This is a genomic window from Photobacterium sp. J15 (genome assembly GCF_963870815.1).
Taxonomy (GTDB): Bacteria; Pseudomonadota; Gammaproteobacteria; order Enterobacterales; family Vibrionaceae; genus Photobacterium; species Photobacterium marinum.
This window is the reverse complement of sequence record NZ_CAWMUI010000001.1, coordinates 619282-641213: the sequence shown is the minus strand read 5'-3', so window position 1 is coordinate 641213 and position 21932 is coordinate 619282. Positions and strand designations below refer to the sequence as shown.

Genomic DNA, 21932 nt, shown 5'->3' with positions numbered 1-21932 from the left:
ATAAAAACAAAAGCCCACGCAAGTCGTGGGCTTTGTCATGTTAAGACCGGTACCGGCTTATTTTCTTTGAGTTGTATCGTTCGCCTGTCTAAGCAATCCCTGGCTCTCGATTAAAAAATGCTGAGCATAATCTCCAAACCAATGCTCCACCTGATTGAAGGCCCGCTTAAAGGCTTCCTTATCCTGAGTATCCAGCATTTCAATCGCTTCACCAAAACGTTGGTGGAAGCGCTTAATCATCGACAAATTCTGCGGCGACGACATTATAATATCCGCGTATAGCTGGGCATCCTGAGCGAACAGTCGGCCTACCATCGCCAGTTCCAGGCGGTAAATAGGAGAGCTCAATGACATCAGCTGCTCAAGCTTAGGATCTTCTTCAGCCAGGTGCACCCCATAAACAAACGAAGTAAAGTGACGCAGCGCCTGGATCAACGTCATCCCCTGATCATGCTCAACCGCACTGATCCGGTTCAGTGTGGCACCCCAGATCTGGAACTGTTCCAGCAACCACTGGTAACTCTCAGGCGAACGACCGTCACAATACACCACCACCTGCTTGGCCAGGCTGGAAATATCCGGGCCAAACATTGGGTGCAAGCCGACTACCGGACCATGGTGCACTTCAAGCATTGCTTGCAGCGGGCCGGCTTTCACCGAGGTTAAGTCTGCCAAGATGCAGTCTTCAGGCAAATTACCCAGTTTTGCGATAACTTGTTCGGTAAGGTGAATAGGTACAGAGACCACCACCATACCGGCATCACTCAACAGCTCATCCGCTCGCCCCCAATCCTGACTACCCAGCTTACGGACTTCGTAGCCAGACAGTTCGAACAGACGGCAGAACAGGCTGCCTAACTGGCCGTAACCACCTACGACCACGATTGGCCGTAAATCCGGTTTCAGGCACTTAAAGCCGGAATCATTCTCACTGGCGTAGGATTCCCGCATAGTACGGCGCAGGATATCTTCAATAAGATCCGGCGGAACCCCTTTACTTTCCGCTTCCTGGCGACGCGAGGCCAGCATCGCAGCTTCACGGTCCGGGGCATAAATCGGTAAACCATGTTGGCTTTTTACATGACCGACCTCTTCTACCAATGCCAGACGGCGAGCCAACAGCTCCACCATCTGCTGATCAACCTCATCGATTTGATCTCTTAATTTACTCAGTTCAGCAACCATGATTTTGCGATCCGTTATTATTCAGTCACATCCGCCACAGCCTCACCCTCAGGCGCAAAAAGAGGCTGGCGGCACAGTTTTTCTGCGCCGTCATTGGCATACAATTATCAGCATTAATTGCGCTGTTGCAGGAATGGCATCAGCTCTTTATGGGTATGACGAAGTAGCTCTTCGGTCGACTCCCAGCTGATACAGGCATCAGTAATTGACACTCCGTAAGCCATTTTATCTCGCGGCAAGTCAGCGCTCTGGTTTCCTTCATGAAGGTGACTTTCCAGCATCAGGCCGATAACCGATTGGTTTCCTTCCCTGATCTGGTGAATCACATCTTCAGCCACCAGCGGCTGACGGCGGTAATCTTTCCGTGAGTTGGCGTGGCTACAGTCTACCATCAAGGATGGAGAAAGGCCTGATGCAATCATCTCCTTTTCACACTCGGCCACCGAGACTGAATCATAGTTAGTCTGTTTGCCGCCACGCAAAATCACGTGACCGTCCGGGTTGCCCTGAGTCGTCAGCAAGGCTACCTGACCTTCACGGTTGATCCCCATAAAACGGTGACCGGATGCTGCCGCTTCCATAGCATTGATTGCTGTCGCCAGGCTGCCGTCTGTACCGTTCTTAAAGCCGACCGGCATCGACAGACCGCTGGCCATTTCACGGTGAGTCTGGGATTCTGTTGTCCGGGCACCAATCGCTGCCCAGCTGAATAAATCCCCCAGATATTGCGGACTGATAGGATCCAGCGCTTCTGTCGCCAAAGGGATCCCCATTTCAACCAAATCAATCAATAGTTGGCGAGCAATATGCAGACCTTCAGCGACTTCAAATGAACCATCCAGATGTGGATCATTGATTAAGCCTTTCCATCCCACCGTGGTTCGCGGCTTTTCAAAATATACCCTCATGACAATATAGAGCTGATCGCTGAGCTCCTCAGACAGGCGTTTCAGCTTAATCGCATATTCTTTAGCCGCTTCGATATCGTGAATTGAGCACGGTCCGCATACCACCAACAGACGGTGATCGCGTTTGTGAATGATATCGGCAATGGTCTGACGGGACTGACGAATAAAATTTAACGCCTGATCACTGACCGGCAACCTTCTGCGCAGCTCATTTGGTGTGATCAGAACAGATTCATCTTGGATATGGACATTATTCAGCTGATCTTTTTGCATGCGGGCTTCCCTGTGTACATTAAACAATTAGCGACATTAAAGAGGTCAATCAGGATTCTCTGTGACATAAGATCAACATAACAGGGGATTTCTCACCTTTCCACCACCTGTAAAGAAAAAACACCAACCGTAAGAAAAAGTTTACACAATGTGATTTTTGGCTATCTAAACTAAAGACAGTTACCATATCGGCAATGCCCAATCGCATAAACTAATGGCAATGGAACTTATATTTTCTCTTCTACAGCAACTCAGCGTGTACTTAGTGATTGCTTACCTATTAAGCAAAACCCCGCTGTTTATGCCGATCACCACAGTATCAGGACGTCTTTCGCAGCGATTTTCGTGCTACATTTTGTTTACCCTCTTTTGTATTTTAGGCACTTACTTCGGACTTCACATCGAAGACGCGATTGCCAATACACGAGCGATTGGGGCTGTAATGGGAGGTTTACTGGGCGGGCCGATTGTCGGTTTTGCGGTCGGCCTGACTGGCGGGATGCACCGCTACACCATGGGCGGCTTTACCGATGTGGCTTGTGCGATTTCAACCACTGTTGAGGGACTGATTGGCGGACTGATGCACAGCTACTTCGTCCGCCGCGGCCAGATAGATCAGATATTCCAGCCATTTGTGGTCTTTACCGTTACCCTAGTAGCCGAAATTATCCAAATGTTCATTATCCTGATGGTCGCCGAACCGTTCGATAAAGCCCTGCACCTGGTCAGCGCCATTGCCTTGCCAATGGTGATTGCCAACTCCGTCGGTGCGGCACTCTTCATGAGCATTATTCAGGATCGCAAGACCATTTATGAAAAATACTCAGCCGCTTTTTCCAGCCGGGCACTGAAAATTGCCCAGCGTTCGGTGGGGATCCTCAGTGACGGCTTCAATGAAGAAACCACCAAGAAAATAGCCAAGATCGTCTATGAGGAAACTGGCGTCGGGGCCGTGGCCATCACCGACCGTGACAAAATCCTGGCCTTTATCGGTATCGGTGATGATCATCACCTGCCGGGCACACCAATCTCATCCGGTTATACCCGCCGCGCTATCGACGGTTGCGAGCTGGTGTATGCCGACGGCTATGACATTCCCTACTGTTGCTCCCTGCATCCGAAGTGCAAACTCGGCTCAGCACTTGTGATCCCGCTGGTCGGCGGTAATAACGAAGTACTGGGCACCATCAAGCTCTATGAGCCAAAGCGGAAACTTTTCTCAACAGTTAACCTGACACTCGGAGAAGGGATCGCTAAGCTGTTGTCAAACCAGATCCTGACCGGACGTTATGCTCAGCAACAGGCCCTGCTGACCCAGGCAGAACTGCGCCTGCTCCAGGCTCAGGTTAACCCGCATTTTCTGTTCAACGCCCTTAACACCATCAACTCAGTCGTACGTCGGGACCCGGATAAAGCCCGCCAGCTGATCCAGCACCTGTCGCAATTCTTCCGCCGGAACCTCAAACAAAATATTGAGACAATTACCCTCGAAGAAGAACTCAAGCACGTAAATTCTTATCTGGAGATCGAACTGGCCCGTTTCTCTGATCGGCTGAATGTCGAAGTCAGTATCGCGCCGGATCTGCTTGGTATTAAGCTGCCGACTTTTACTCTCCAACCGCTGGTCGAGAATGCCATTAAACACGGCACCTCATCACTGTTTGAAAATGGTAAAATCCTCATCCACGGATACCGCGACCAGGGACGTATCATCCTGGAAGTGGAAGACAATGCTGGTAATTACGCGCCAATTGGCGAAGAAAGCGGGCTTGGAATGAAAATTGTCGATAAACGACTGAAAAACATGTTCGGCCTGCAGTATGGCCTGACCATGTCATACCAGCCCCATGAATGGACTCGCGCCACCATCACCCTGCCAGCGAACAAACAACAGCAGGCTAACGGAGAAACTGCCGCATGATCAAAGCCCTCGTCATTGATGACGAGCTTTATGCTCGAGAAGAACTGATCGACTTACTGCATGACACCGGAGAAGTTGAAGTCATCGACAGCTGTAACAATGCCATCGAAGGACTGAAAAAAATCAATGCCCTCAAACCGGATGTCATTTTTCTCGATATTCAGATGCCGCAAATTACCGGGATAGAAATGCTCAGCATGCTCGACCCGGACACCATGCCCAAGGTGGTATTCGTGACCGCCTATGACGAATATGCACTGAAAGCCTTTGAGGATAATGCTTTTGATTACCTGCTCAAGCCGGTAGAAACCTGCCGCCTGGCGAAAACCATCAAACGGCTGAAAAAGGAATGTCAGGAACCGGATTACAGCCCACTGGTGTCCGATATGCTGGAGCTGATCCCCTGCAGTGGCCATAACCGGATCCTGCTGCTCAGCCCGGCTGAAATTGAAACCGCTTATTCCGATCTGACCGGGGTGCACGTGGTCACCAACGAAATCAATGCCACCACCCAGCTGACACTAAAAACGCTGGAAGAAAAAACCCCGTTGATCCGCTGTCACCGCCAGTATTTGATCCACCCACAGGCGATACGTGAAATCAAACTACTGGAAAATGGCCTAGCTGAAATTACCACTCAATACGGCCATCAGGTACCGGTGAGCCGTCGTTATCTCAAAGAACTGAAAGACAGGTTTGGCCTGAGTTAACCCCATCCACTTAACAGCCACTCACTACCGCTCAAAAACCACTAAGAGGCAACTAAGGCATAAAATATGCCTTAGTTCTCACTTTTATAAATTCGTTACCAAACTATCAAAAACACAGCAAAGACATTTAAATCAATATCTTATCGATCAACCTCAATTTTTGCACCTGTCAAGAAAGCTGAATGGCAGCTGACCGAAAAAACCACTCAGTCCACTCACCGACCGCTCACCTCGCCATATAACCACTCACCGCTTTACCGCGTGCATCTATTCATTAGCGTATTAACATGGAACACATCAAAAGAAGTTTTGCGAGTGTTTTGCCGAGGGTGTAAAGGCGCGATAGTCGCAAAGCAATCCATGGAAATGAACGGATAAGAGAGACAAGAGTTATGACCTGGTTCCTGATGTGCGTTGCGGCATTGATAGGTGGTTACTTCATCTACGGTGCATTTATCGAGAAGGTGTTTGGCGTCAACGAAAATCGCAAAACACCTGCCTATACCAAGCAAGACGGCGTTGACTATGTACCAATGTCGAACAAGAAAGTTTACCTGGTACAGCTGCTGAATATCGCCGGTGTCGGCCCTATTTTCGGCCCGATCATGGGGGCACTGTACGGCCCAGCCGCGATGCTTTGGATCGTACTTGGCTGTATCTTTGCCGGTGCAGTTCATGATTACTTCTCAGGTATGCTTTCAGTACGTAACGGTGGTGCATCAGTACCAACCATTACCGGCCGCTACCTGGGTAACGGTGCAAAACACTTCATGAATATCTTTGCCATCATCCTGCTGTTGCTGGTTGGCGTGGTATTCGTATCAGCACCTGCAGGAATGATCACTAACCTGGTAAACGAGCAAACCGGTATCGGTATGCCCATGACGACTATGGTTGTGGTTATCTTCGCTTACTACATCATCGCGACAATTGTTCCGGTTGATAAAATCATCGGCCGCTTCTACCCGCTGTTCGGTGCTCTGCTTATCTTCATGTCAGTTGGTCTTATCACTGCTATTTCGTTCTCAAGTGAACATACACTGCTTGGCAACTACGAAATGAGCCAGATGTTCACTAACATGAACCCGAACAACCTACCGCTATGGCCTGCACTGTTCATCACCATTGCCTGTGGTGCAATCTCCGGCTTCCACGCAACCCAGTCACCTCTGATGGCGCGTTGTATGGAAAACGAGAAGAACGGCCGTTTCGTATTCTACGGCGCAATGATTGGCGAAGGTGTTATCGCCCTGATTTGGTGTGCTCTGGCACTGTCTTTCTTCGGCTCAGTTGAAGGTCTGAAAGAAGCCGTTGCTAACGGTGGCCCTGGTAATGTGGTTTACAGCTCCTCAATCGGTCTGCTGGGCGTATTCGGTGGTGTGATTGCCTTCCTGGGTGTTGTTATCCTGCCAATCACTTCTGGTGATACTGCATTCCGCTCAAGCCGCCTGATCCTGGCTGAATACTTCAACATGGAGCAGAAGTCACTGCGTAACCGTCTGGTTATGGCTCTGCCACTGTTCGTTATCGGCGGCATCCTGACTCAGGTAGACTTCGGTATCATCTGGCGCTACTTCGGCTTTGCGAACCAAAGCACTGCGGTAATGATGCTGTGGACAGCTTCTGCTTACCTACTACGCCACAACAAACTGCACTGGGTAACGACTGTTCCAGCAATATTCATGACCACGGTATGTATTACCTTCATCCTGAACAACAGCCAGCTTGGTTTCGGTCTGCCAATGACAGTATCAACTATCGCTGGTGCACTAGGTGCCCTGTTCATTGCCGGCTATGTTATCAAGCGCTCTAAAGGCAAAGGTGAAACTGAACTAGCCGACGAAGAAGAGAGCAAAAGCGCACTGGAAACCGCGTAAATCAATACTTCATTCCTAAATAAAGAAACCAGCCATTTGGCTGGTTTCTTTTTGCCCGCTTTAGCCTTAGCTGGAAATAAGGCTTATCAGAACAGGTAATTGATACCTAAAGTGTAAGTATTGAGGCTGAACTCTTCGCTCATATACATGTACTGGTATTCCAGGTTGAGCATGACGTCTGCACGAAGCGGGATACGTGTACCCACTGCTAGATAAGGTTTCACGACATTGAGTTCTTGCTGGGAATATTGATTGGACTGAAGGCTAAAGCTGGAGACCAAAACTTCAGAACAAGGCTTTTACACGGACAATCAAAAGACAAAAAAAAGCCCACCATAAGGTGGGCTTTTTTATTAAACGTCTTACGCTAGGCGTATTACTTAGAAGAAAGCTTCTCTTTGATACGAGCCGCTTTACCAGAACGCTCACGTAGGTAGTACAGCTTGGCACGACGTACTGCACCGCGACGCTTAACAGTAATGCTGTCAACTACTGGAGAGTGAGTTTGGAACGCACGCTCAACACCTTCACCGTTAGAGATCTTACGAACAGTGAATGCAGAGTGTAGACCACGGTTGCGCTTAGCAATTACAACGCCTTCGAAAGCCTGAAGACGAGAGCGGTCACCCTCTTTTACCTTAACCTGAACAACAACAGTGTCACCTGGTGCGAAAGTAGGTAGGTCTTGTTTCATTTGCTCTTGTTCAAGAGCCTTGATGATATTACTCATTGGTAAATACCCTAGAATAAACTGATACTAAATTAATTAATTGCTTGCTTTGTATTCGCGGATAAATTCCGCCAGCAAGAATTCCTGATCGTCAGTCAGAGCTAGGTTTTCCAGGAGCTCTGGTCTTCTCAGCCAGGTTCGGCCCAGCGATTGCTTCAATCGCCAGCGACTAATGTCCTTGTGGTTGCCAGACAGCAAGACCTTAGGTACTTCCTGCCCGTCCAACACTTCAGGACGCGTATAATGCGGACAATCCAGCAAGCCATTGGCAAAGGAATCTTCCTCTGCCGACGCAAAGTCACCCAGTACACCCGGTACAAACCGGACTACTGCGTCGACTAAGGTCATGGCTGGCAGCTCGCCCCCAGTCAGCACAAAATCCCCGATAGACCATTCTTCATCTACCTCTTGTTGGATTATGCGCTCATCAACCCCTTCATAGCGACCGCAAATAAGAATCAGGTTCTCATTTTCAGCCAACTCCTCAACACCCGCTTGATCAAGCTTACGGCCCTGAGGCGACAGGTAGATGACTTTAGCCTGGCCATCAACGGACTGTTTGGCAGCATGAATGGCATCGCGCAAAGGCTGTACCATCATCAGCATGCCCGGTCCGCCACCATATGGTCGGTCATCAACCGTACGGTGCTTGTCGTGAGTAAAATCGCGGGGATTCCACGTTTCTACTGACAATAGGCCTCTTTTTACCGCCTGGCCTGTTACCCCAAAATTAGTAATGGCGTTAAACATGTCAGGAAACAGGCTAATAATGCCTACCTTCATTTGTTCACCTATTACCGGGGGTTAAAATCCAGGATCCCAGTCAACTTCGATCCGCTGAGCAGTGCGATCAATCGACTTGATGACCTGCTCATCGAGGAACGGAATTAATCGTTCCTTCTGCCCAAAAGCATCTTTCAGGTTAGCTTTCACTACCAGAACATCGTTCGAACCTGTTTCCAGGATGTCAGTGACTTTACCAAGGTCGTAACCTTCAGTAGTAACCACTGTCATACCGAACAATTCGCGCCAGTAGAATTCTTCATCTGACAGCGCTGGCAGTTGTTCAGCCAGTACAGCAACTTCAGCATTAGTAAATACCTGAGCATCCTCACGGACGTTCAGACCTTCTAACTTAGCTACCATACCCTGACCATGGCGTTTCCACGATTCAACGCGAAACTCCTTCCACTCACCCTTAACTTTAATAAGCCAAGGCTGATAGGAAAAAATGCTTTCGGCTTCTTCTGTGTAGGAAAAAACTTTGAGCCACCCCTTGATACCATAGGAGGCACCCAGTTTACCGACAACAATGTAGTCTTGGTTTTGTGTACTCATCGTTTCTCGTCTACCAGACATGCTAATTAAGCCGCTTTAGCAGCGTCTTTGATTAGCTTAGCTGCGCGGTCAGACACAGTTGCGCCTTCACCAACCCAGTGGTTTACACGGTCTAGGTCTAGACGTAGGCGCTCTTCCTGACCCTTAGCTAGCGGGTTGAAGAAACCAACTTTCTCGATGTTACGACCGTCGCGTGCAGCGCGAGAGTCAGCAACAACGATGTGATAAAATGGACGCTTCTTAGCGCCGTGACGTGCCAAACGAATGGTTACCATATCGTCCTCTTTGCATTACTGTAAAATTAAATTGGCCCCGATCTTAGCAAACGGGGCCCGTGCCAAATTAAGCTCGGGAATTTTACTCCTAAAACTGACGAATGCAACCGCTTTAGCTAATTTTTCGCCAGTATTAAGAAATTAACGCCCGAGCTTTAATCATCTTTTTAACGACCTGGGAACATACCGCCGCCAGGCATCATGCCTTTCATGTTACGCATCATATTCTTCATGCCGCCCTTCTGCATTTTCTTCATCATCTTCTGCATCTGGGTAAACTGTTTCAGCAGACGGTTTACGTCCTGTACCTGAGTACCGGAACCCATCGCGATACGTTTCTTGCGCGAGCCTTTGATCAACTCAGGGCGCTCACGTTCTTTCGGCGTCATTGAGTTAATGATAGCTTCCATCTGAACGAACATCTTGTCGTCCACCTGGTCTTTGACGTTGTCTGGCAGCTGGGACATACCCGGTAGCTTGTCCAGCATACCCATCATGCCGCCCATGTTCTTCATCTGCTGAAGCTGACCACGGAAGTCTTCCAGGTCGAAGCCTTTCTTCTCTTTGAATTTCTTCGCCAGTTTCTCGGCTTTTTCTTTGTCGACGTTACGCTCAAGATCTTCGATCAGAGACAGTACGTCACCCATACCAAGAATACGGGAAGCAACACGATCCGGGTGGAACGGTTCTAGTGCGTCAGTCTTTTCACCCACACCCAGGAACTTAATTGGCTTACCGGTAATGTGACGAACAGACAGCGCAGCACCACCACGGGCATCACCGTCAACTTTGGTCAGGATCACACCGGTCAGTGCCAGAGCCTCATCAAAAGCCTTCGCAGTATTCGCCGCATCCTGACCTGTCATGGCATCAACCACGAACAGAGTTTCAACCGGGTTGATCGCGTTATGAACGTCCTTAATCTCGTCCATCATTTCGCTGTCGACGTGTAGTCGACCCGCGGTATCGACAATCACCACGTCATAGAATTTCAGCTTACCGTGATCAACGGCAGCTGTGGCAATGTCGACCGGCTTCTGATCCGGTGTAGACGGGAAGAAATCAATACCGATATCTGAAGCCAAAGTTTCCAGCTGTTTGATCGCCGCCGGACGGTAAACGTCGGCAGACACCACCAGCACCTTCTTCTTATGGCGCTCTTTCAGCAGCTTACCCAGCTTACCCACACTAGTGGTTTTACCGGCACCTTGCAGACCGGCCATCAGAAGAACAGCTGGCGGCTGGCTGGCGAGGTTCAGGTCTTCATTCGACTCACCCATCACCAGTTCAAGCTCAGCCTGAACAATCTTGATAAATTCCTGGCCCGGCGTCAGGCTTTTCGATACTTCAGTACCGACAGCGCGCTCTTTAACACGCTTAACAAAATCGCGGACAACGGGAAGCGCAACATCCGCCTCGAGTAACGCCATACGTACTTCACGCAGCGTATCCTTGATGTTGTCGTCCGTCAGACGACCACGGCCGCTGACATTCTTAAGCGTTCGCGATAAACGCTCCGTTAAATTTTCGAACATGTGCTACTCGCTCGTTACGCAACTAAAACTGTATGATCTGGCTAGTATAACGCATTCCTTACCCAGCTTTCATGCTATCACTGCCACTTTGACGCTCAGTTCTATAATGAACTGAGTAACCGCTTGTATTCTGATAACCATTACATTGGCGGCATCTCATTGAGCAAGGTATAATTGCGAACCCTAACCATCTTAAATAGCTAAGTTTACTATGGATATGTTGATAGCCTTAATGGCTGCTTGCTTATATTTTCTTGCTCTCGGACTGGTCGTGCCAGGTCTGACTAACAGTAATGGGATAAAAACCAAACCTGTTTTCTTCTGTGCACTAGCAGCGATTGCGTTACATATCCTGCTGTTGAAAGATTCAATTCTCATCGGACCGGGCCAGAACCTCAGCATTATGAATGTGGCTTCTCTGATGAGCCTAATCATTGCCTCTCTCACCACCCTGGCTATGCTCAAGATGCGGGTCTGGTTCCTGCTACCGGTCGTATACAGTTTCGCCGCCATTAACTTGTGCGCGGCAACCCTGCTACCCGGCGCTTTCATCACCCACCTGGAATCACATCCTCAAGTGCTGCTGCATATATCCCTGGCGCTGTTCTCTTATTCAACGCTGATGATTGCCACCTTGTATGCCATTCAGCTGGCATGGCTGGATCATAAGCTGAAAAATAAGAAGAGCCTGGCGATTAATCCGAATATCCCTCCTTTAATGATGGTCGAAAGACAACTTTTCAAGATCATTTTGGTGGGTAATTCACTGCTGACTGTTACGCTGATCACCGGTTTCATCTTTATCCAGGACATGCTGGCCCAGGGCAAACTGCACAAAGCAGTACTGTCATTGATGGCATGGTGCGTCTACAGCGTCCTGCTTTGGGGACACTACCAGAAAGGCTGGCGCGGCCGCCGTGTGGTCTGGTTCAGCCTGGTCGGTGCCTTCCTGCTGACCCTGGCTTATTTTGGCAGCCGCTTTGTGAAAGAAATCATTATCGGAGCATAAATTTATGCTGATTTTAGTAGAAAGTTAGCATTGACACCCACCCTCTCTGGGTACACATTACTTGTAACAGAAACGTTAAGGATAGCTTTTTGGACGATATCTCCACGGGAGTCTTATTCTCCATCCTGATATTACTACTTCTCATTTCCGGATATTTTTCCGGTTCTGAAACCGGCATGATGGCCCTCAATCGCTACAAACTGAGGCATCTTGCTAACCAGGGACACCGCGGGGCTAAACGAGTAGAAAAGCTGCTGTCCCGTCCCGATCGCCTGATCGGCCTGATCCTAATCGGCAACAACCTGGTCAACATCTTAGCTTCAGCCATCGCGACTATCTTAGGGATGCGCCTGTACGGCGATCTTGGTGTTGCGATTGCAACCGGTGCCTTGACGCTGGTCGTGCTGGTATTTGCCGAAGTCACCCCGAAAACACTGGCGGCGCTATACCCAGAAAAGGTGTCCTACGCCAGCAGTATCCTGCTTCAGTTACTGATGCGAATCCTGTATCCGCTGGTCTGGCTGGTTAACGGCATTACTAACGGTTTCCTTCGCCTGATGGGCCTTAAAGTCAGCAATATGGATGACTCCAAACTGAGCTCCGACGAACTGCGTACAGTGGTTAATGAGGCCGGCGGCCTGATCCCACGTCGCCACCAGGACATGTTGCTGTCCATTCTTGATCTGGAGAACGTCACGGTTGAAGACGTGATGATCCCGCGTAGTGACATCGCTGCTATCAACATCAACGATGACTGGAAATCAATAGTCAAACAGCTCAGCCATTCGGCACACGGTCGGATTGTCCTATTCCGTGACAATATCGATGAAGTTGTCGGTATGCTGCGGGTGCGTGAAGCCTACCGCCTGATGATGGACAAGAACGACTTCAGTAAAGAAAACCTGCTGCGCGCCGCTGATGAGGTTTACTTCATTCCGGAAGGCACACCACTGAACATCCAGTTGCTGAAATTCCAGCGCAATAAGGAACGCATCGGCCTGATTGTCGATGAGTACGGTGATATCCAGGGCCTGATCACCCTGGAAGATATTCTGGAAGAGATTGTCGGTGAATTTACCACTTCAATGGCACCCACTCTGGCCGAGGAAATTACCCCGCAGGAAGACGGCAGCCTGATGATTGAGGGCAGTGCCAATATCCGCGACCTCAACAAGAGTCTGAACTGGAGTTTGCCGACTGACGGACCTCGTACCCTGAACGGCCTGATCCTGGAGCACCTGGAAGATATTCCGGACAGCCAGCTCAGTATTGAGGTCGGCGGCCATCAGATGGAGATCATCGAAGTCTCTGAGAATATGATTAAGCTGGTTAAAGTGCTGCCCGGTCAACTGCAAAAGACAGGCTGACTTATACCTTTGTCAGAATGAAAGAAGCCGGCAACTTGCCGGCTTCTTATTATTGATTTTGAACGCGCTTATTTAACTTTCAGCTCTTGTAACATGGATTCGGGCAACGCCAGCTCATCGTTCTTATTGACGTCGATCCCCTGATCCAACACCTTGCGGGCAATGTCTTTTGCTTCGTCAAGGGAATGCATACCGAAAGTACCGCACTGGTATTCGTTAAGTTCCGGAATCCTGTCCTGTGATTCCACTCTCAACACATCTTCCATCGCTTCTTTCCACCCCTGCGCCACTTGCTGCTCGCTAGGCGAACCAATCAGGCTCATGTAGAAACCGGTCCGGCAGCCCATCGGGGATATATCGATGATCTCGACATTATCTGAGTTAAGGTGCTGGCGCATAAAGCCGGCATAGAGGTGCTCTAAGGTATGAATCCCGCGCTCGCTGAGAATATCAATATTCGGACGGCAAAAACGCAGATCGAACACTGTAATGGTATCCCCTTTCGGGGTCTGCATGGTTTTCGCTATCCGGACAGCCGGCGCATGCATCCGGGTGTGATCAACGGTAAAACTATCAAGTAATGGCATTGCTTCCTTCTCCTTTGCCTACGTAATCACGACAGATAACCATAGCCTAGATCAAAACGGCCACCAGCTGCGATTATCTTCCAATTCCTGCCGACACTGTTTTAGTTGCCAACCATATGCCTTTGCCTGCTTGTCTACCTTACGTGACACCGCAATCAGCGATGGCTTAGACTTGTAGGTACCACGCTTAAAGCCGCCCCGTCCCTCATGGTAAGCCAGGTACTGATTGTAGGCATCCCACTTGGAAACGCCCAACTGGCGCTGAGTTTCAGAGGTGTACCAACCGACAAACATCAGCGAATCGGCAAAATCAGTACGCGAGCCACCGTTACCAGTCGCCTTCTGGTAGTCGGCCCATGCCGGATCCTGAGCCTGGGCATAACCGTATGCGCTGCTGACCCGTCCCCAGGGAATAAAGCCTAAAATATAGTCTTTCGGTGGCCGGGCATCATGGCGAAAGCTGCTTTCCTGTTTGATAAATGCCATCGCTACCTGTACCGGGGTCCCCCATTCGTCCTGCATATCCACAGCATACTCATACCAATCCGGTTTTTCACGGAAGATATTACAGAGGTTGGACTGATCTTTTGGGGGAGGTGTAGCACAGCCTGACAGGGTAATAACAAGGCCGGAGAAAAGGGCTTGGCGGATAATTGTTCGCATATATTCCCTCAAATTTGGAACCAAACCGAAAGCAGGTGGTCAGATTATATGATTGGCAGTAACACTGCCGTCATCCCTGCGAAATTGTTTTATGGGGCAGCAAGGTAGCTGCCCATTTTTTTGCCTGAATTTTATTCAGCACTCAGGCTATTTCAAATCAGCAAAGTAGTCATCCAGAAATTGTTCGAATGACACCTCGTCACCCAACTCAATCTGCTGCTGCCTTTCTTTTGATGCTTCAGCTTCCTGTTCAAATTCCTGCTGAGAATAAAAAGTCAGCTGTCGCTGTTGGAAAGCATTGGCATGGGCATCAGCCAGAGAGCGTCCCACCTTACCGATACCTTGCTGCTGCTTGATTTCAGCCAGCAAACGTCCGGACAGCGTCAACGCAGGATCTTCAATCCAGTTTTTCAGACGGGAAAGCGTCTGCTGATAATTCTGGTTACCGGCAGCGGCATCCATTACTTCAGCTACCTGATCCAACTCAGCAAAGACACGCAAGCTCCAGTCGCGCACAGACAAACGTTCACCGCCGCAGCCGATCTTCAGTTGCAAATCCGGATTACGACCATCAAGAACCACACGGTTCCAGTTATCTCGCCAGCATTCCAGCTCAGCATCATCCATAGAAGCCGATGGTGACAGAACGGCCCAGGTCAGGAACAGATCCAGGAAGCGAACCTGATCTTCATTAATCCCGATCGGGCTGAACGGGTTGACGTCCAGCGAGCGAACTTCGATGTATTCCACGCCACCACGAGCCAGAGCTTCCGACGGCTTTTCACTGCCTTTAGCGACACGCTTAGGACGGATCGGTGCGTAAAGCTCATTTTCAATTTGCAGCACATTGTCATTCAGCTGACGGTACTGACCATCTACCTTGACGCCAATTTTGGCAAATTCTTCTGATGGAGTACGGATCGCCCTGCGCAGCCCGTCGAGGTACTGCTCCAGGCTGTTAAAGCCGATTTTCAGCGAACTTTGTTCGTGGTTGGTATAACCCAAATCACTCAGGCGTAAAGCCGTTGCATTCGGCAGATAGTAAGTACCGTTACCGACTTCCTCAAAATTCAGGGATGTATTGGTCTTATCAACAAAAGAGCTACATAGCGCCGGTGATGCACCAAACAGGTAAGGGATCAACCAGCCAAAGCGGTAGTAGTTACGGATCAGGGCAAAGTAGGCATCCGACACCGAGTCCTGACGAGCCAGCTCATCCTGCTCACCAAACAACTGATCCCAGAAAGCATCCGGGAATGAGAAATTAAAGTGAACGCCGGAAATCACCTGCATCACACTGCCGTAACGATGTTTAAGACCTTCACGATACAGGGTTTTCATTCGACCGCTGTTAGACGAACCGTATTGAGCCAGGGTAATGTCATCTTCTCTGCCAACAAAACACGGCATCGACATCGGCCAGAGAGTTTCCTGATCCAGTTTGCTGTAAGTGAACTGATGAATATCACTGAGCTGCGACAACAAATGGTCTACGTTTTGAGATACCGGAGTAATAAACTCCAACAGCGACTCGGCAAAGTCGGTGGTTACCCATTTATTGGTCAGTGCCGAACCTAATCCAGCCGGATGAGGCTCTGCAGACAACTCTCCCTGAGGGGTAATACGTAGCGCTTCTCGCTCCAGGCCGCGCCCAATCTGAGTTAGTGCTTCAGGGTTGGCAGAAACCTGCTGCAACCTTTGTGAAAAATCCATCAAGGTGATTCTCAATCATTAACATCTAAGTGGGGTAGAGTAATCATTATTGTTTCTGATTACCATGATTATTACTGCGAAACAGTTTTACAGCCTGTAAACAATCTAGCCCAATTCAGAGGGATACAAGTAACAGACCGCTTCAATAAAACAGCCGGCATATTCGATGCCGGCTGTGACTTCATAATCCAAGCAGTTACTGCTGTAACTGCAGGGTTTTAATCGGAATTCCCAGAGTTTCAAACTGCGGGGTTAAGGACTTGGCATCCCCCACCACAATGATCTGGTAATCTTCCGGATTGAACCACTTCGCCGCCAGCTCATTCAGACGCTGCTTGCTGATTGATGCAACAATGCCGTTACGGGTCTCAACAAAATTTTCCGGCAACGAGTATGTCAGGATCTGTCCCAGCAACTGCGCTTTCTTACCCGGCGTTTCATAGTTAAGGGCATCTTTCTGACCGACAGCCAGGCGCATAAATTCGACTTCTTTATCAGTCACGCCTTCCGTGCTCATTTTCTCAAGCTCGGCCAGGAATTCTTTCACCGATGCTAGGCTGGCATCTGCCCTCACCTGTGCATAAAACACCGACTGACCAACTTCTTTACCACCCATCTGGTAGCCACCAGCACCATAGGTGTAACCTTTGTCTTCACGCAGGTTGAGGTTGATGCGGCTGTTAAAGTTACCGGCCAGGTTAAAGTTCGACAGCTGGGTTTCAAACAGTTCCCCGGTCGCATCATAAGGCAGCCCCTGACGAACCAGACGGATCATTGTCTGCGGAGCCCCCGGCTTATCGACCATCCATAGCGTTTGCTTAGGAAGCTCAGGCAATGATGGGGTGGTGTATTGCGGTTTTGGATCCCCCTGCCATTTCGCCAGGAAGTCCAACTGCTCAGTCAGCTTGTCTGCTGTAATATCACCGACAACCACAATGTCCGCCCCGTTCGGCGTGTAGTAACGCTGGTAGAAAGCCTTCACATCACCAAGAGTAATGTCATTCAGCGAGGCTGTTGTACCTTCCGGTGGCAGGCTGAAAGACGTGCCGCCATACAGCACTTCTCTTGATGCCTGACTGGCTAGCCATCCCGGCCGCTGATGCTCGTAAATCACCCCTTCCAGCGCCTGCTTCTTGATGCGCTCAAAGTCGGCTTCAGTAAACGCCGGCGCAAACAAACGCTCTTCCAAAATAGCCAATGTTTCAGTCAGGTTTTTCTCCAACGTAGTCACAGAGACAACCGTACCGTACAGGCCGGCATTAAAGCCAATCGAGCTACCCAGGTTATCGAGACGGGAAGCAATTTCTTCAGCAGAAGAGTTCTTGGTCGCTTCCATCATCATGGAGGCAGTCAGTTTCGCCAGCCCCATCTTTCCTTCAGGTTCAAAACGACGACCTGCCGGGATCAGCATTTGCAGCTCCACCGTTGGTGTCTCGCGGTACTTGGTACCCAACACCTTAATACCATTGGCCAATTCGAACTGATACAGCTCCGGCATTACCGCTTCTACCGGCTTTGACGGCTCCGGCATCACCGAGCGATCAAAGTTATCAACCGGCTCTCGCAGCAGAAGCTGATCGTCAGCCATTTTCTGGTGCTCAGGAATGATCCGCTCCGGTGGCGTAAAGTTTGGTTTTGCCGCCTGCAAGGAGGTCTTGCCTTTCGGAACCACACTCAGCGTGACACTCGGATTACCGTTGATATAGTGCATGTAAGCTTGTTCCATGCTCTCCGGTGTTACCGAACGCAGGTTTTTCAGCTCGACTCCCAAGTACCCAGGATCATCAAAAAACGTTTCATAAGCAGCCAGCTGTGACACCTTGCCGCTGACGCTTTGCAGGCCAAAGATAGCTCCGGCTTCAACCGTCCCCTTCAGCTCATTAAGCTCCTTGGTGCTTACACCGCGCTGCTCCAGTCCATCCAGAACATTTTTCACTTTGCTGCGTAGTGTCTTCAGGTTGCCTTTATCGCCACTTTGTCCCATCACATACACATACATGGTACAAGCCAGCTCAGCACAGTCATGGAAAGCACCGGCATCTACTACATCACCTGTTTTGACCAGATTCTGATACATCAGGCTGTTCTTACCGCCACCAATCACGCGCGCCAGCATATCCAGCGACGCTTCATCTTCGGCACCGTTGTACGATGTCGGCCAGGCCATCAGCAGCATCGGCAACTGAATCTTATCTTCCAGGGTCAGGTAACGATCGGCATCTAGGGTCACCGGTTTCTTAGCCGGTTTCGCCACTTCCGGACCTCGTGGAATTGAGCCGAAATACTTGTTCACCCAGGCTAAGGTCTGCTCAGCATCAATATCACCGCCGATAGTCAGGGTGGCATTGTTAGGGCCGTACCAACGCAGGAAGAAAGCCTTCAAATCGTTGACATCGACACGATCCAAATCTTCGACATAACCTATGGTCTGCCATGAATACGGGTGAGTCGGCGGGAACAGGGCTTCGCCCATACGCTCATATACCAAACCATACGGACGGTTTTCGTAACGCTGTGCACGCTCGTTCTTCACCGTTGAGCGCTGAATTTCAAATTTGCGCTGCGACACGGCTCCAAGCAGGAAGCCCATTCGGTCCGACTCCAGCCACAGCATCTTTTCCAACTGATTGGCTGGTACCGTCTCAAAGTAGTTAGTACGGTCGCGGTTAGTGGTTCCGTTCAGGGTACCGCCCGCTTCAGTGATCAGGCGGAAATGCTCCTGATCACCGACATTCTCCGAGCCCTGGAACATCATATGTTCAAAGAAGTGAGCAAAGCCGGATTTACCCAGCTCTTCACGGGCGGAGCCAACATGATAGGTCACATCGACATGCACCAGAGGATCCGAATTATCCTCATGCAACACCACCGTCAGTCCATTTGACAAGGTATATTTTGAATACGGAATGACAGGGACATCCGAATTTTGTTTTGTCACCTGTTCAACAAATGTTACCCCTTCAGGTAACTTAGGCGCATTGGTCTCTTTCGTATCCGAAACAAGGCTGCCACACCCTGCCAACGAAAAGAGTGCCACCCCTAGAATCCACTTTTGCACGTAAGCATTCCTTATAAAAAACCTTGTACGATCAATGCCAGCACACTGTAGCGTGCGGCCTTACCCGCCATGATGATGAAAAAACTCAGCCAGTGATGCATACGCAACCACCCAGCCGCCAGACACAAAGGATCACCGATAACGGGTAACCAGCTGAAAAACAATGAAACAAAACCGTATTTTTTCAGCCATTGCAAAGCTTTATGACCATGCTTTTCATCAGAAGTTTTATCGGGCAACAATCTTCCAAGCCAGTAATTGGTCATCCCGCCTAATGTATTGCCCAACGTCGCGACTAACACCACCATCCAAACCAGGTTGTCACCCAACTTGAGGGTCGCAATTAAATTTGCCTCTGAGCCCCCGGGCAGGAGGGTGGCACTCAGAAAACCAGTGGTAAACAACATCCATAATGCTGATTCACCGTTAAATAACTCTAGCATTCAAACAACTTGTCATTATTAAGAAACCGTAGCACCCATCAGGTATACAGCATCAAATATCAACAGCCAGTACCACTTTACCGCGGGTATGTCCGGACTCGATCTGTCGATGAGCCTCAGCCCCGTCGCTAAGCCCATATTGAGCCGCGATATAAAGCTGCAGCGTACCGGCTTCCAGCATCGCCATCATGGCATCATTTTGCTCAACCGATGGAGTCACCAGCATCCCTTCCGCTTCCAGACCTAGTTCACGGGCCCGCTCACAAACTGCCTCTGCGGTGATAGTTGGAACAGTAATTACCCGGCCGCCCTCACGGACACAATCAAGGGCTGCGATACCTATCTCTCCGCCCATCAAATCGATCAGCACATCCACTTTCCCGGTTTGCTCAGCAAGTGGTGCTAAGCGATAATCCAGAGCAATCGCACCGAGCTGTGACACAAAATCGACATTATCCGCCGAGCAACTGGCCAGCACACTGGCACCACGGGCAACAGCAAGTTGAATCGCGACATGACCAACACCACCAGCTCCGGCCAGAATTAAGACCTGATCACCGTCAGAAACTTTCGCTTTATCCAGTGCCTGCCACGCAGTCTGCCCCGCCAGCGGCAGGGCAGCCGCTTCAATAAGAGAGACATTATCAGGCTCGACACGACTTAAGGCTCCGGCATCCACCAGAATGAATTCACTGTAACCACCTCCTTGTAAAGGGAAACCGACAAAACCGGAGACCAAATCTCCCGGGCTGACTGAAGTTACTTCCGGCCCCCGTGCCACCACCTCACCGGAAATATCATAACCCGGCACCCAAGGCAGCTTATCCTGGTTTTGCTGAGCAGCCCAGCCTAACCCGGCTCGGGTCTTGGCATCGATAGGATTAACGCCGGCATAGGCAACTTTGACCAACACTTGGTTGGCTGACGGCAGTGGGATTTCAACAGTTTGCATCGCCAATACTGACGGCTCACCAAACTGGGTTATAGCCAGTTGCTTACACTCGTTCATGTCCTGTTCCTTAATCTGTCTCAACTTGCCGACCATACTACCTGATACTCAGAAGCAGAGTAACCGCTCCGCATTAACCGTCACAATTGGTGGCACTGATCTCTAAAAAGTCTCTTAAACAATTTCAAAAAGTGTCATGCGACGACAAAAAAGACGGGCAGCCAATGGCTACCCGTCCCGCTGTTAACTCATAACCTTAGCCGACCAGTGCCAGCAGGATACCCGCCGCCACGGCTGAACCAAGTACTCCGGCCACATTCGGCCCCATCGCATGCATCAAAAGGAAGTTATGCGGGTTAGCTTCAAGGCCAACCTTATTAACCACCCTCGCCGCCATGGGTACAGCCGAAACACCGGCTGCACCGATCAACGGATTAATATCCTCTTTACTGAAACGGTTGAGCATCTTCGCCATGAGTACGCCACCTCCGGTCCCGACACTAAATGCCACGGCCCCCAGAACCAGAATCCCCAGTGTCTCAAACTGCAGGAACTTATCAGCTTCCAGCTTAGAACCCACCCCAAGGCCGAGCATGATGGTCACAATATTGATCAGCTCATTCTGAACTGTATTGGAAAGGCGATCCACCACACCGGACTCTCGCATCAAATTACCAAGGCAGAACATCCCGACCAGCGGTGTCGCCGATGGCAGAAACAGAATCGTCATCAACAGCACCGCCAACGGAAACAGGACCTTTTCTGCCTTGCTGACATGGCGCAACTGCTGCATCTGAATCGTCCGTTCCTCGGCTGTCGTCAGTGCTTTCATGATCGGCGGCTGGATAATCGGTACCAGAGCCATATAGCTATAAGCGGCAACCGCAATTGCACCCAGCAAATCCGGTGACAGGCGACTTGCCAAGAAAATCGCGGTCGGACCGTCAGCGCCACCGATGATAGCAATAGACGATGCATCTGCCAGAGTAAAGTCGATGCCCGGCACCAGGTTCAGCAAGATTGCCCCGAACAAAGTGAAGAAGATCCCGAACTGAGCCGCGGCCCCCAACAGTAATGTCTTGGGGTTAGCAATCAGAGCACCGAAATCGGTCATCGCCCCGACTCCCATAAAGATCAGCAGCGGAAAGACCCCGGTTTCAATACCAACATGGTAAATATAAAAGAGCAGCCCGCCCGGCTCAGTAAATCCGGCATTGGGAATATTAGCCAGAATGGCGCCGAACCCCATCGGCAACAGCAGTAAAGGCTCAAATCCCTTATGGATCGCCAGAAATAACAGACCGGCACCCACCAGGATCATAACCAACTGACCGAACTCAAAGTTCGCGATCCCGGTATCCAGCCAGAGTTTTAATAAACCGTCCATGGAA

General features: G+C 50.0%; 20 protein-coding genes. 5 read left to right on the top strand and 15 right to left on the bottom strand.

What is annotated here, in order from left to right; all coding sequences use genetic code 11:
- Positions 1–57 precede the first annotated feature (57 nt).
- Together tyrA and AACQ93_RS03185 are read right to left on the bottom strand one after the other, a co-directional pair.
- Positions 58–1185 carry a bifunctional chorismate mutase/prephenate dehydrogenase gene (gene tyrA, locus AACQ93_RS03190; protein ID WP_064602125.1) on the bottom strand — a complete coding sequence of 376 codons (1128 nt, stop codon included), beginning with the start codon at positions 1183–1185 and terminating at the stop codon, positions 58–60.
- Positions 1186–1298: 113 nt separating this feature from the next.
- The gene (locus AACQ93_RS03185) at positions 1299–2366 is read right to left on the bottom strand and encodes a 3-deoxy-7-phosphoheptulonate synthase (protein WP_007466424.1); all 1068 of its coding nucleotides are present in this window, start codon (positions 2364–2366) and stop codon (positions 1299–1301) included.
- Between the two features lie 220 nt (positions 2367–2586).
- Between AACQ93_RS03185 and AACQ93_RS03180 the strand changes: the two genes are divergently transcribed.
- From AACQ93_RS03180 to AACQ93_RS03170, 3 genes are all read left to right on the top strand, one after another.
- On the top strand, positions 2587–4287 hold the full coding sequence (locus tag AACQ93_RS03180) for a sensor histidine kinase (RefSeq protein ID WP_064606464.1): 1701 nt from the start codon (positions 2587–2589) through the stop codon (positions 4285–4287).
- Positions 4284–4997, top strand: a complete 714-nt coding sequence (btsR, locus tag AACQ93_RS03175) for a two-component system response regulator BtsR (RefSeq protein WP_064602122.1) — start codon at positions 4284–4286, stop codon at positions 4995–4997. Before AACQ93_RS03180 ends, btsR begins: the two co-directional genes overlap by 4 nt.
- Positions 4998–5389: 392 nt before the next feature.
- A complete protein-coding gene (locus AACQ93_RS03170; protein WP_007466421.1) occupies positions 5390–6874 on the top strand; it encodes a carbon starvation CstA family protein in 1485 nt (494 codons plus the stop codon).
- An 86-nt stretch (positions 6875–6960) separates the two neighbouring features.
- Here AACQ93_RS03170 and AACQ93_RS03165 read toward each other — a convergent pair whose 3' ends face one another.
- From AACQ93_RS03165 to ffh, 6 genes are all read right to left on the bottom strand, one after another.
- Complete coding sequence (locus tag AACQ93_RS03165; RefSeq protein ID WP_157097506.1) at positions 6961–7098, bottom strand: hypothetical protein; 138 nt, start codon at positions 7096–7098, stop codon at positions 6961–6963.
- 152 nt (positions 7099–7250) lie between these two features.
- Positions 7251–7604 carry a 50S ribosomal protein L19 gene (rplS, locus tag AACQ93_RS03160; RefSeq protein ID WP_064602119.1) on the bottom strand — a complete coding sequence of 118 codons (354 nt, stop codon included), beginning with the start codon at positions 7602–7604 and terminating at the stop codon, positions 7251–7253.
- 36 nt (positions 7605–7640) lie between these two features.
- Complete coding sequence (trmD, locus tag AACQ93_RS03155) at positions 7641–8387, bottom strand: tRNA (guanosine(37)-N1)-methyltransferase TrmD (protein WP_007466418.1); 747 nt, start codon at positions 8385–8387, stop codon at positions 7641–7643.
- 21 nt (positions 8388–8408) lie between these two features.
- Positions 8409–8969 carry a ribosome maturation factor RimM gene (gene rimM / locus AACQ93_RS03150; protein WP_198160142.1) on the bottom strand — a complete coding sequence of 187 codons (561 nt, stop codon included), beginning with the start codon at positions 8967–8969 and terminating at the stop codon, positions 8409–8411.
- Positions 8969–9217, bottom strand: a complete 249-nt coding sequence (gene rpsP, locus AACQ93_RS03145; protein WP_064602116.1) for a 30S ribosomal protein S16 — start codon at positions 9215–9217, stop codon at positions 8969–8971. Before rpsP ends, rimM begins: the two co-directional genes overlap by 1 nt.
- Before the next feature lie 167 nt (positions 9218–9384).
- Positions 9385–10752 carry a signal recognition particle protein gene (gene ffh, locus AACQ93_RS03140; protein WP_007466415.1) on the bottom strand — a complete coding sequence of 456 codons (1368 nt, stop codon included), beginning with the start codon at positions 10750–10752 and terminating at the stop codon, positions 9385–9387.
- A gap of 211 nt (positions 10753–10963) precedes the next feature.
- Between ffh and AACQ93_RS03135 the strand changes: the two genes are divergently transcribed.
- Both AACQ93_RS03135 and AACQ93_RS03130 read left to right on the top strand, forming a co-directional pair.
- On the top strand, positions 10964–11761 hold the full coding sequence (locus AACQ93_RS03135; protein WP_064602114.1) for a cytochrome C assembly family protein: 798 nt from the start codon (positions 10964–10966) through the stop codon (positions 11759–11761).
- A gap of 89 nt (positions 11762–11850) precedes the next feature.
- Positions 11851–13128, top strand: coding sequence for an HlyC/CorC family transporter (locus tag AACQ93_RS03130; protein ID WP_007466413.1), 1278 nt, complete (start codon positions 11851–11853; stop codon positions 13126–13128).
- 68 nt (positions 13129–13196) lie between these two features.
- Here the strand turns inward: AACQ93_RS03130 and luxS are convergent, their stop codons facing one another.
- The 7 genes from luxS to AACQ93_RS03095 all read right to left on the bottom strand — a co-directional run bounded on the left by luxS (position 13197) and on the right by AACQ93_RS03095 (position 21928).
- Positions 13197–13715 (bottom strand): S-ribosylhomocysteine lyase, encoded by a 519-nt coding sequence (gene luxS / locus AACQ93_RS03125; RefSeq protein ID WP_064602111.1) that lies wholly within the window; start codon positions 13713–13715, stop codon positions 13197–13199.
- 51 nt (positions 13716–13766) lie between these two features.
- Positions 13767–14378, bottom strand: coding sequence for a transglycosylase SLT domain-containing protein (locus tag AACQ93_RS03120; protein ID WP_007466411.1), 612 nt, complete (start codon positions 14376–14378; stop codon positions 13767–13769).
- Positions 14379–14525: 147 nt separating this feature from the next.
- Positions 14526–16094, bottom strand: a complete 1569-nt coding sequence (gene gshA, locus AACQ93_RS03115) for a glutamate--cysteine ligase (RefSeq protein ID WP_198160090.1) — start codon at positions 16092–16094, stop codon at positions 14526–14528.
- 193 nt (positions 16095–16287) lie between these two features.
- The gene (locus AACQ93_RS03110) at positions 16288–19149 is read right to left on the bottom strand and encodes a M16 family metallopeptidase (protein WP_064602106.1); all 2862 of its coding nucleotides are present in this window, start codon (positions 19147–19149) and stop codon (positions 16288–16290) included.
- 11 nt (positions 19150–19160) lie between these two features.
- Positions 19161–19592 (bottom strand): YqaA family protein, encoded by a 432-nt coding sequence (locus AACQ93_RS03105; RefSeq protein WP_007466408.1) that lies wholly within the window; start codon positions 19590–19592, stop codon positions 19161–19163.
- 52 nt (positions 19593–19644) lie between these two features.
- On the bottom strand, positions 19645–20601 hold the full coding sequence (locus AACQ93_RS03100) for an NADP-dependent oxidoreductase (protein WP_064602102.1): 957 nt from the start codon (positions 20599–20601) through the stop codon (positions 19645–19647).
- A 196-nt stretch (positions 20602–20797) separates the two neighbouring features.
- Entirely contained in the window at positions 20798–21928 is a 1131-nt protein-coding gene (locus AACQ93_RS03095; protein ID WP_007466406.1) for a sodium ion-translocating decarboxylase subunit beta, read from the bottom strand.
- Positions 21929–21932 lie beyond the last annotated feature (4 nt).

What these genes read in the sequence shown, in the direction of transcription:
- tyrA (WP_064602125.1), bottom strand. Translation starts at nt 1,185, where the DNA reads ATGGTTGCTGAACTGAGTAAATTAAGAGATCAAATCGATGAGGTTGAT.
- AACQ93_RS03185 (WP_007466424.1), bottom strand. Translation starts at nt 2,366, where the DNA reads ATGCAAAAAGATCAGCTGAATAATGTCCATATCCAAGATGAATCTGTT.
- AACQ93_RS03180 (WP_064606464.1), top strand. Translation starts at nt 2,587, where the DNA reads ATGGAACTTATATTTTCTCTTCTACAGCAACTCAGCGTGTACTTAGTG.
- btsR (WP_064602122.1), top strand. Translation starts at nt 4,284, where the DNA reads ATGATCAAAGCCCTCGTCATTGATGACGAGCTTTATGCTCGAGAAGAA.
- AACQ93_RS03170 (WP_007466421.1), top strand. Translation starts at nt 5,390, where the DNA reads ATGACCTGGTTCCTGATGTGCGTTGCGGCATTGATAGGTGGTTACTTC.
- rplS (WP_064602119.1), bottom strand. Translation starts at nt 7,604, where the DNA reads ATGAGTAATATCATCAAGGCTCTTGAACAAGAGCAAATGAAACAAGAC.
- trmD (WP_007466418.1), bottom strand. Translation starts at nt 8,387, where the DNA reads ATGAAGGTAGGCATTATTAGCCTGTTTCCTGACATGTTTAACGCCATT.
- rpsP (WP_064602116.1), bottom strand. Translation starts at nt 9,217, where the DNA reads ATGGTAACCATTCGTTTGGCACGTCACGGCGCTAAGAAGCGTCCATTT.
- ffh (WP_007466415.1), bottom strand. Translation starts at nt 10,752, where the DNA reads ATGTTCGAAAATTTAACGGAGCGTTTATCGCGAACGCTTAAGAATGTC.
- AACQ93_RS03135 (WP_064602114.1), top strand. Translation starts at nt 10,964, where the DNA reads ATGGATATGTTGATAGCCTTAATGGCTGCTTGCTTATATTTTCTTGCT.
- luxS (WP_064602111.1), bottom strand. Translation starts at nt 13,715, where the DNA reads ATGCCATTACTTGATAGTTTTACCGTTGATCACACCCGGATGCATGCG.
- AACQ93_RS03120 (WP_007466411.1), bottom strand. Translation starts at nt 14,378, where the DNA reads ATGCGAACAATTATCCGCCAAGCCCTTTTCTCCGGCCTTGTTATTACC.
- AACQ93_RS03105 (WP_007466408.1), bottom strand. Translation starts at nt 19,592, where the DNA reads ATGCTAGAGTTATTTAACGGTGAATCAGCATTATGGATGTTGTTTACC.
- AACQ93_RS03100 (WP_064602102.1), bottom strand. Translation starts at nt 20,601, where the DNA reads ATGAACGAGTGTAAGCAACTGGCTATAACCCAGTTTGGTGAGCCGTCA.
- AACQ93_RS03095 (WP_007466406.1), bottom strand. Translation starts at nt 21,928, where the DNA reads ATGGACGGTTTATTAAAACTCTGGCTGGATACCGGGATCGCGAACTTT.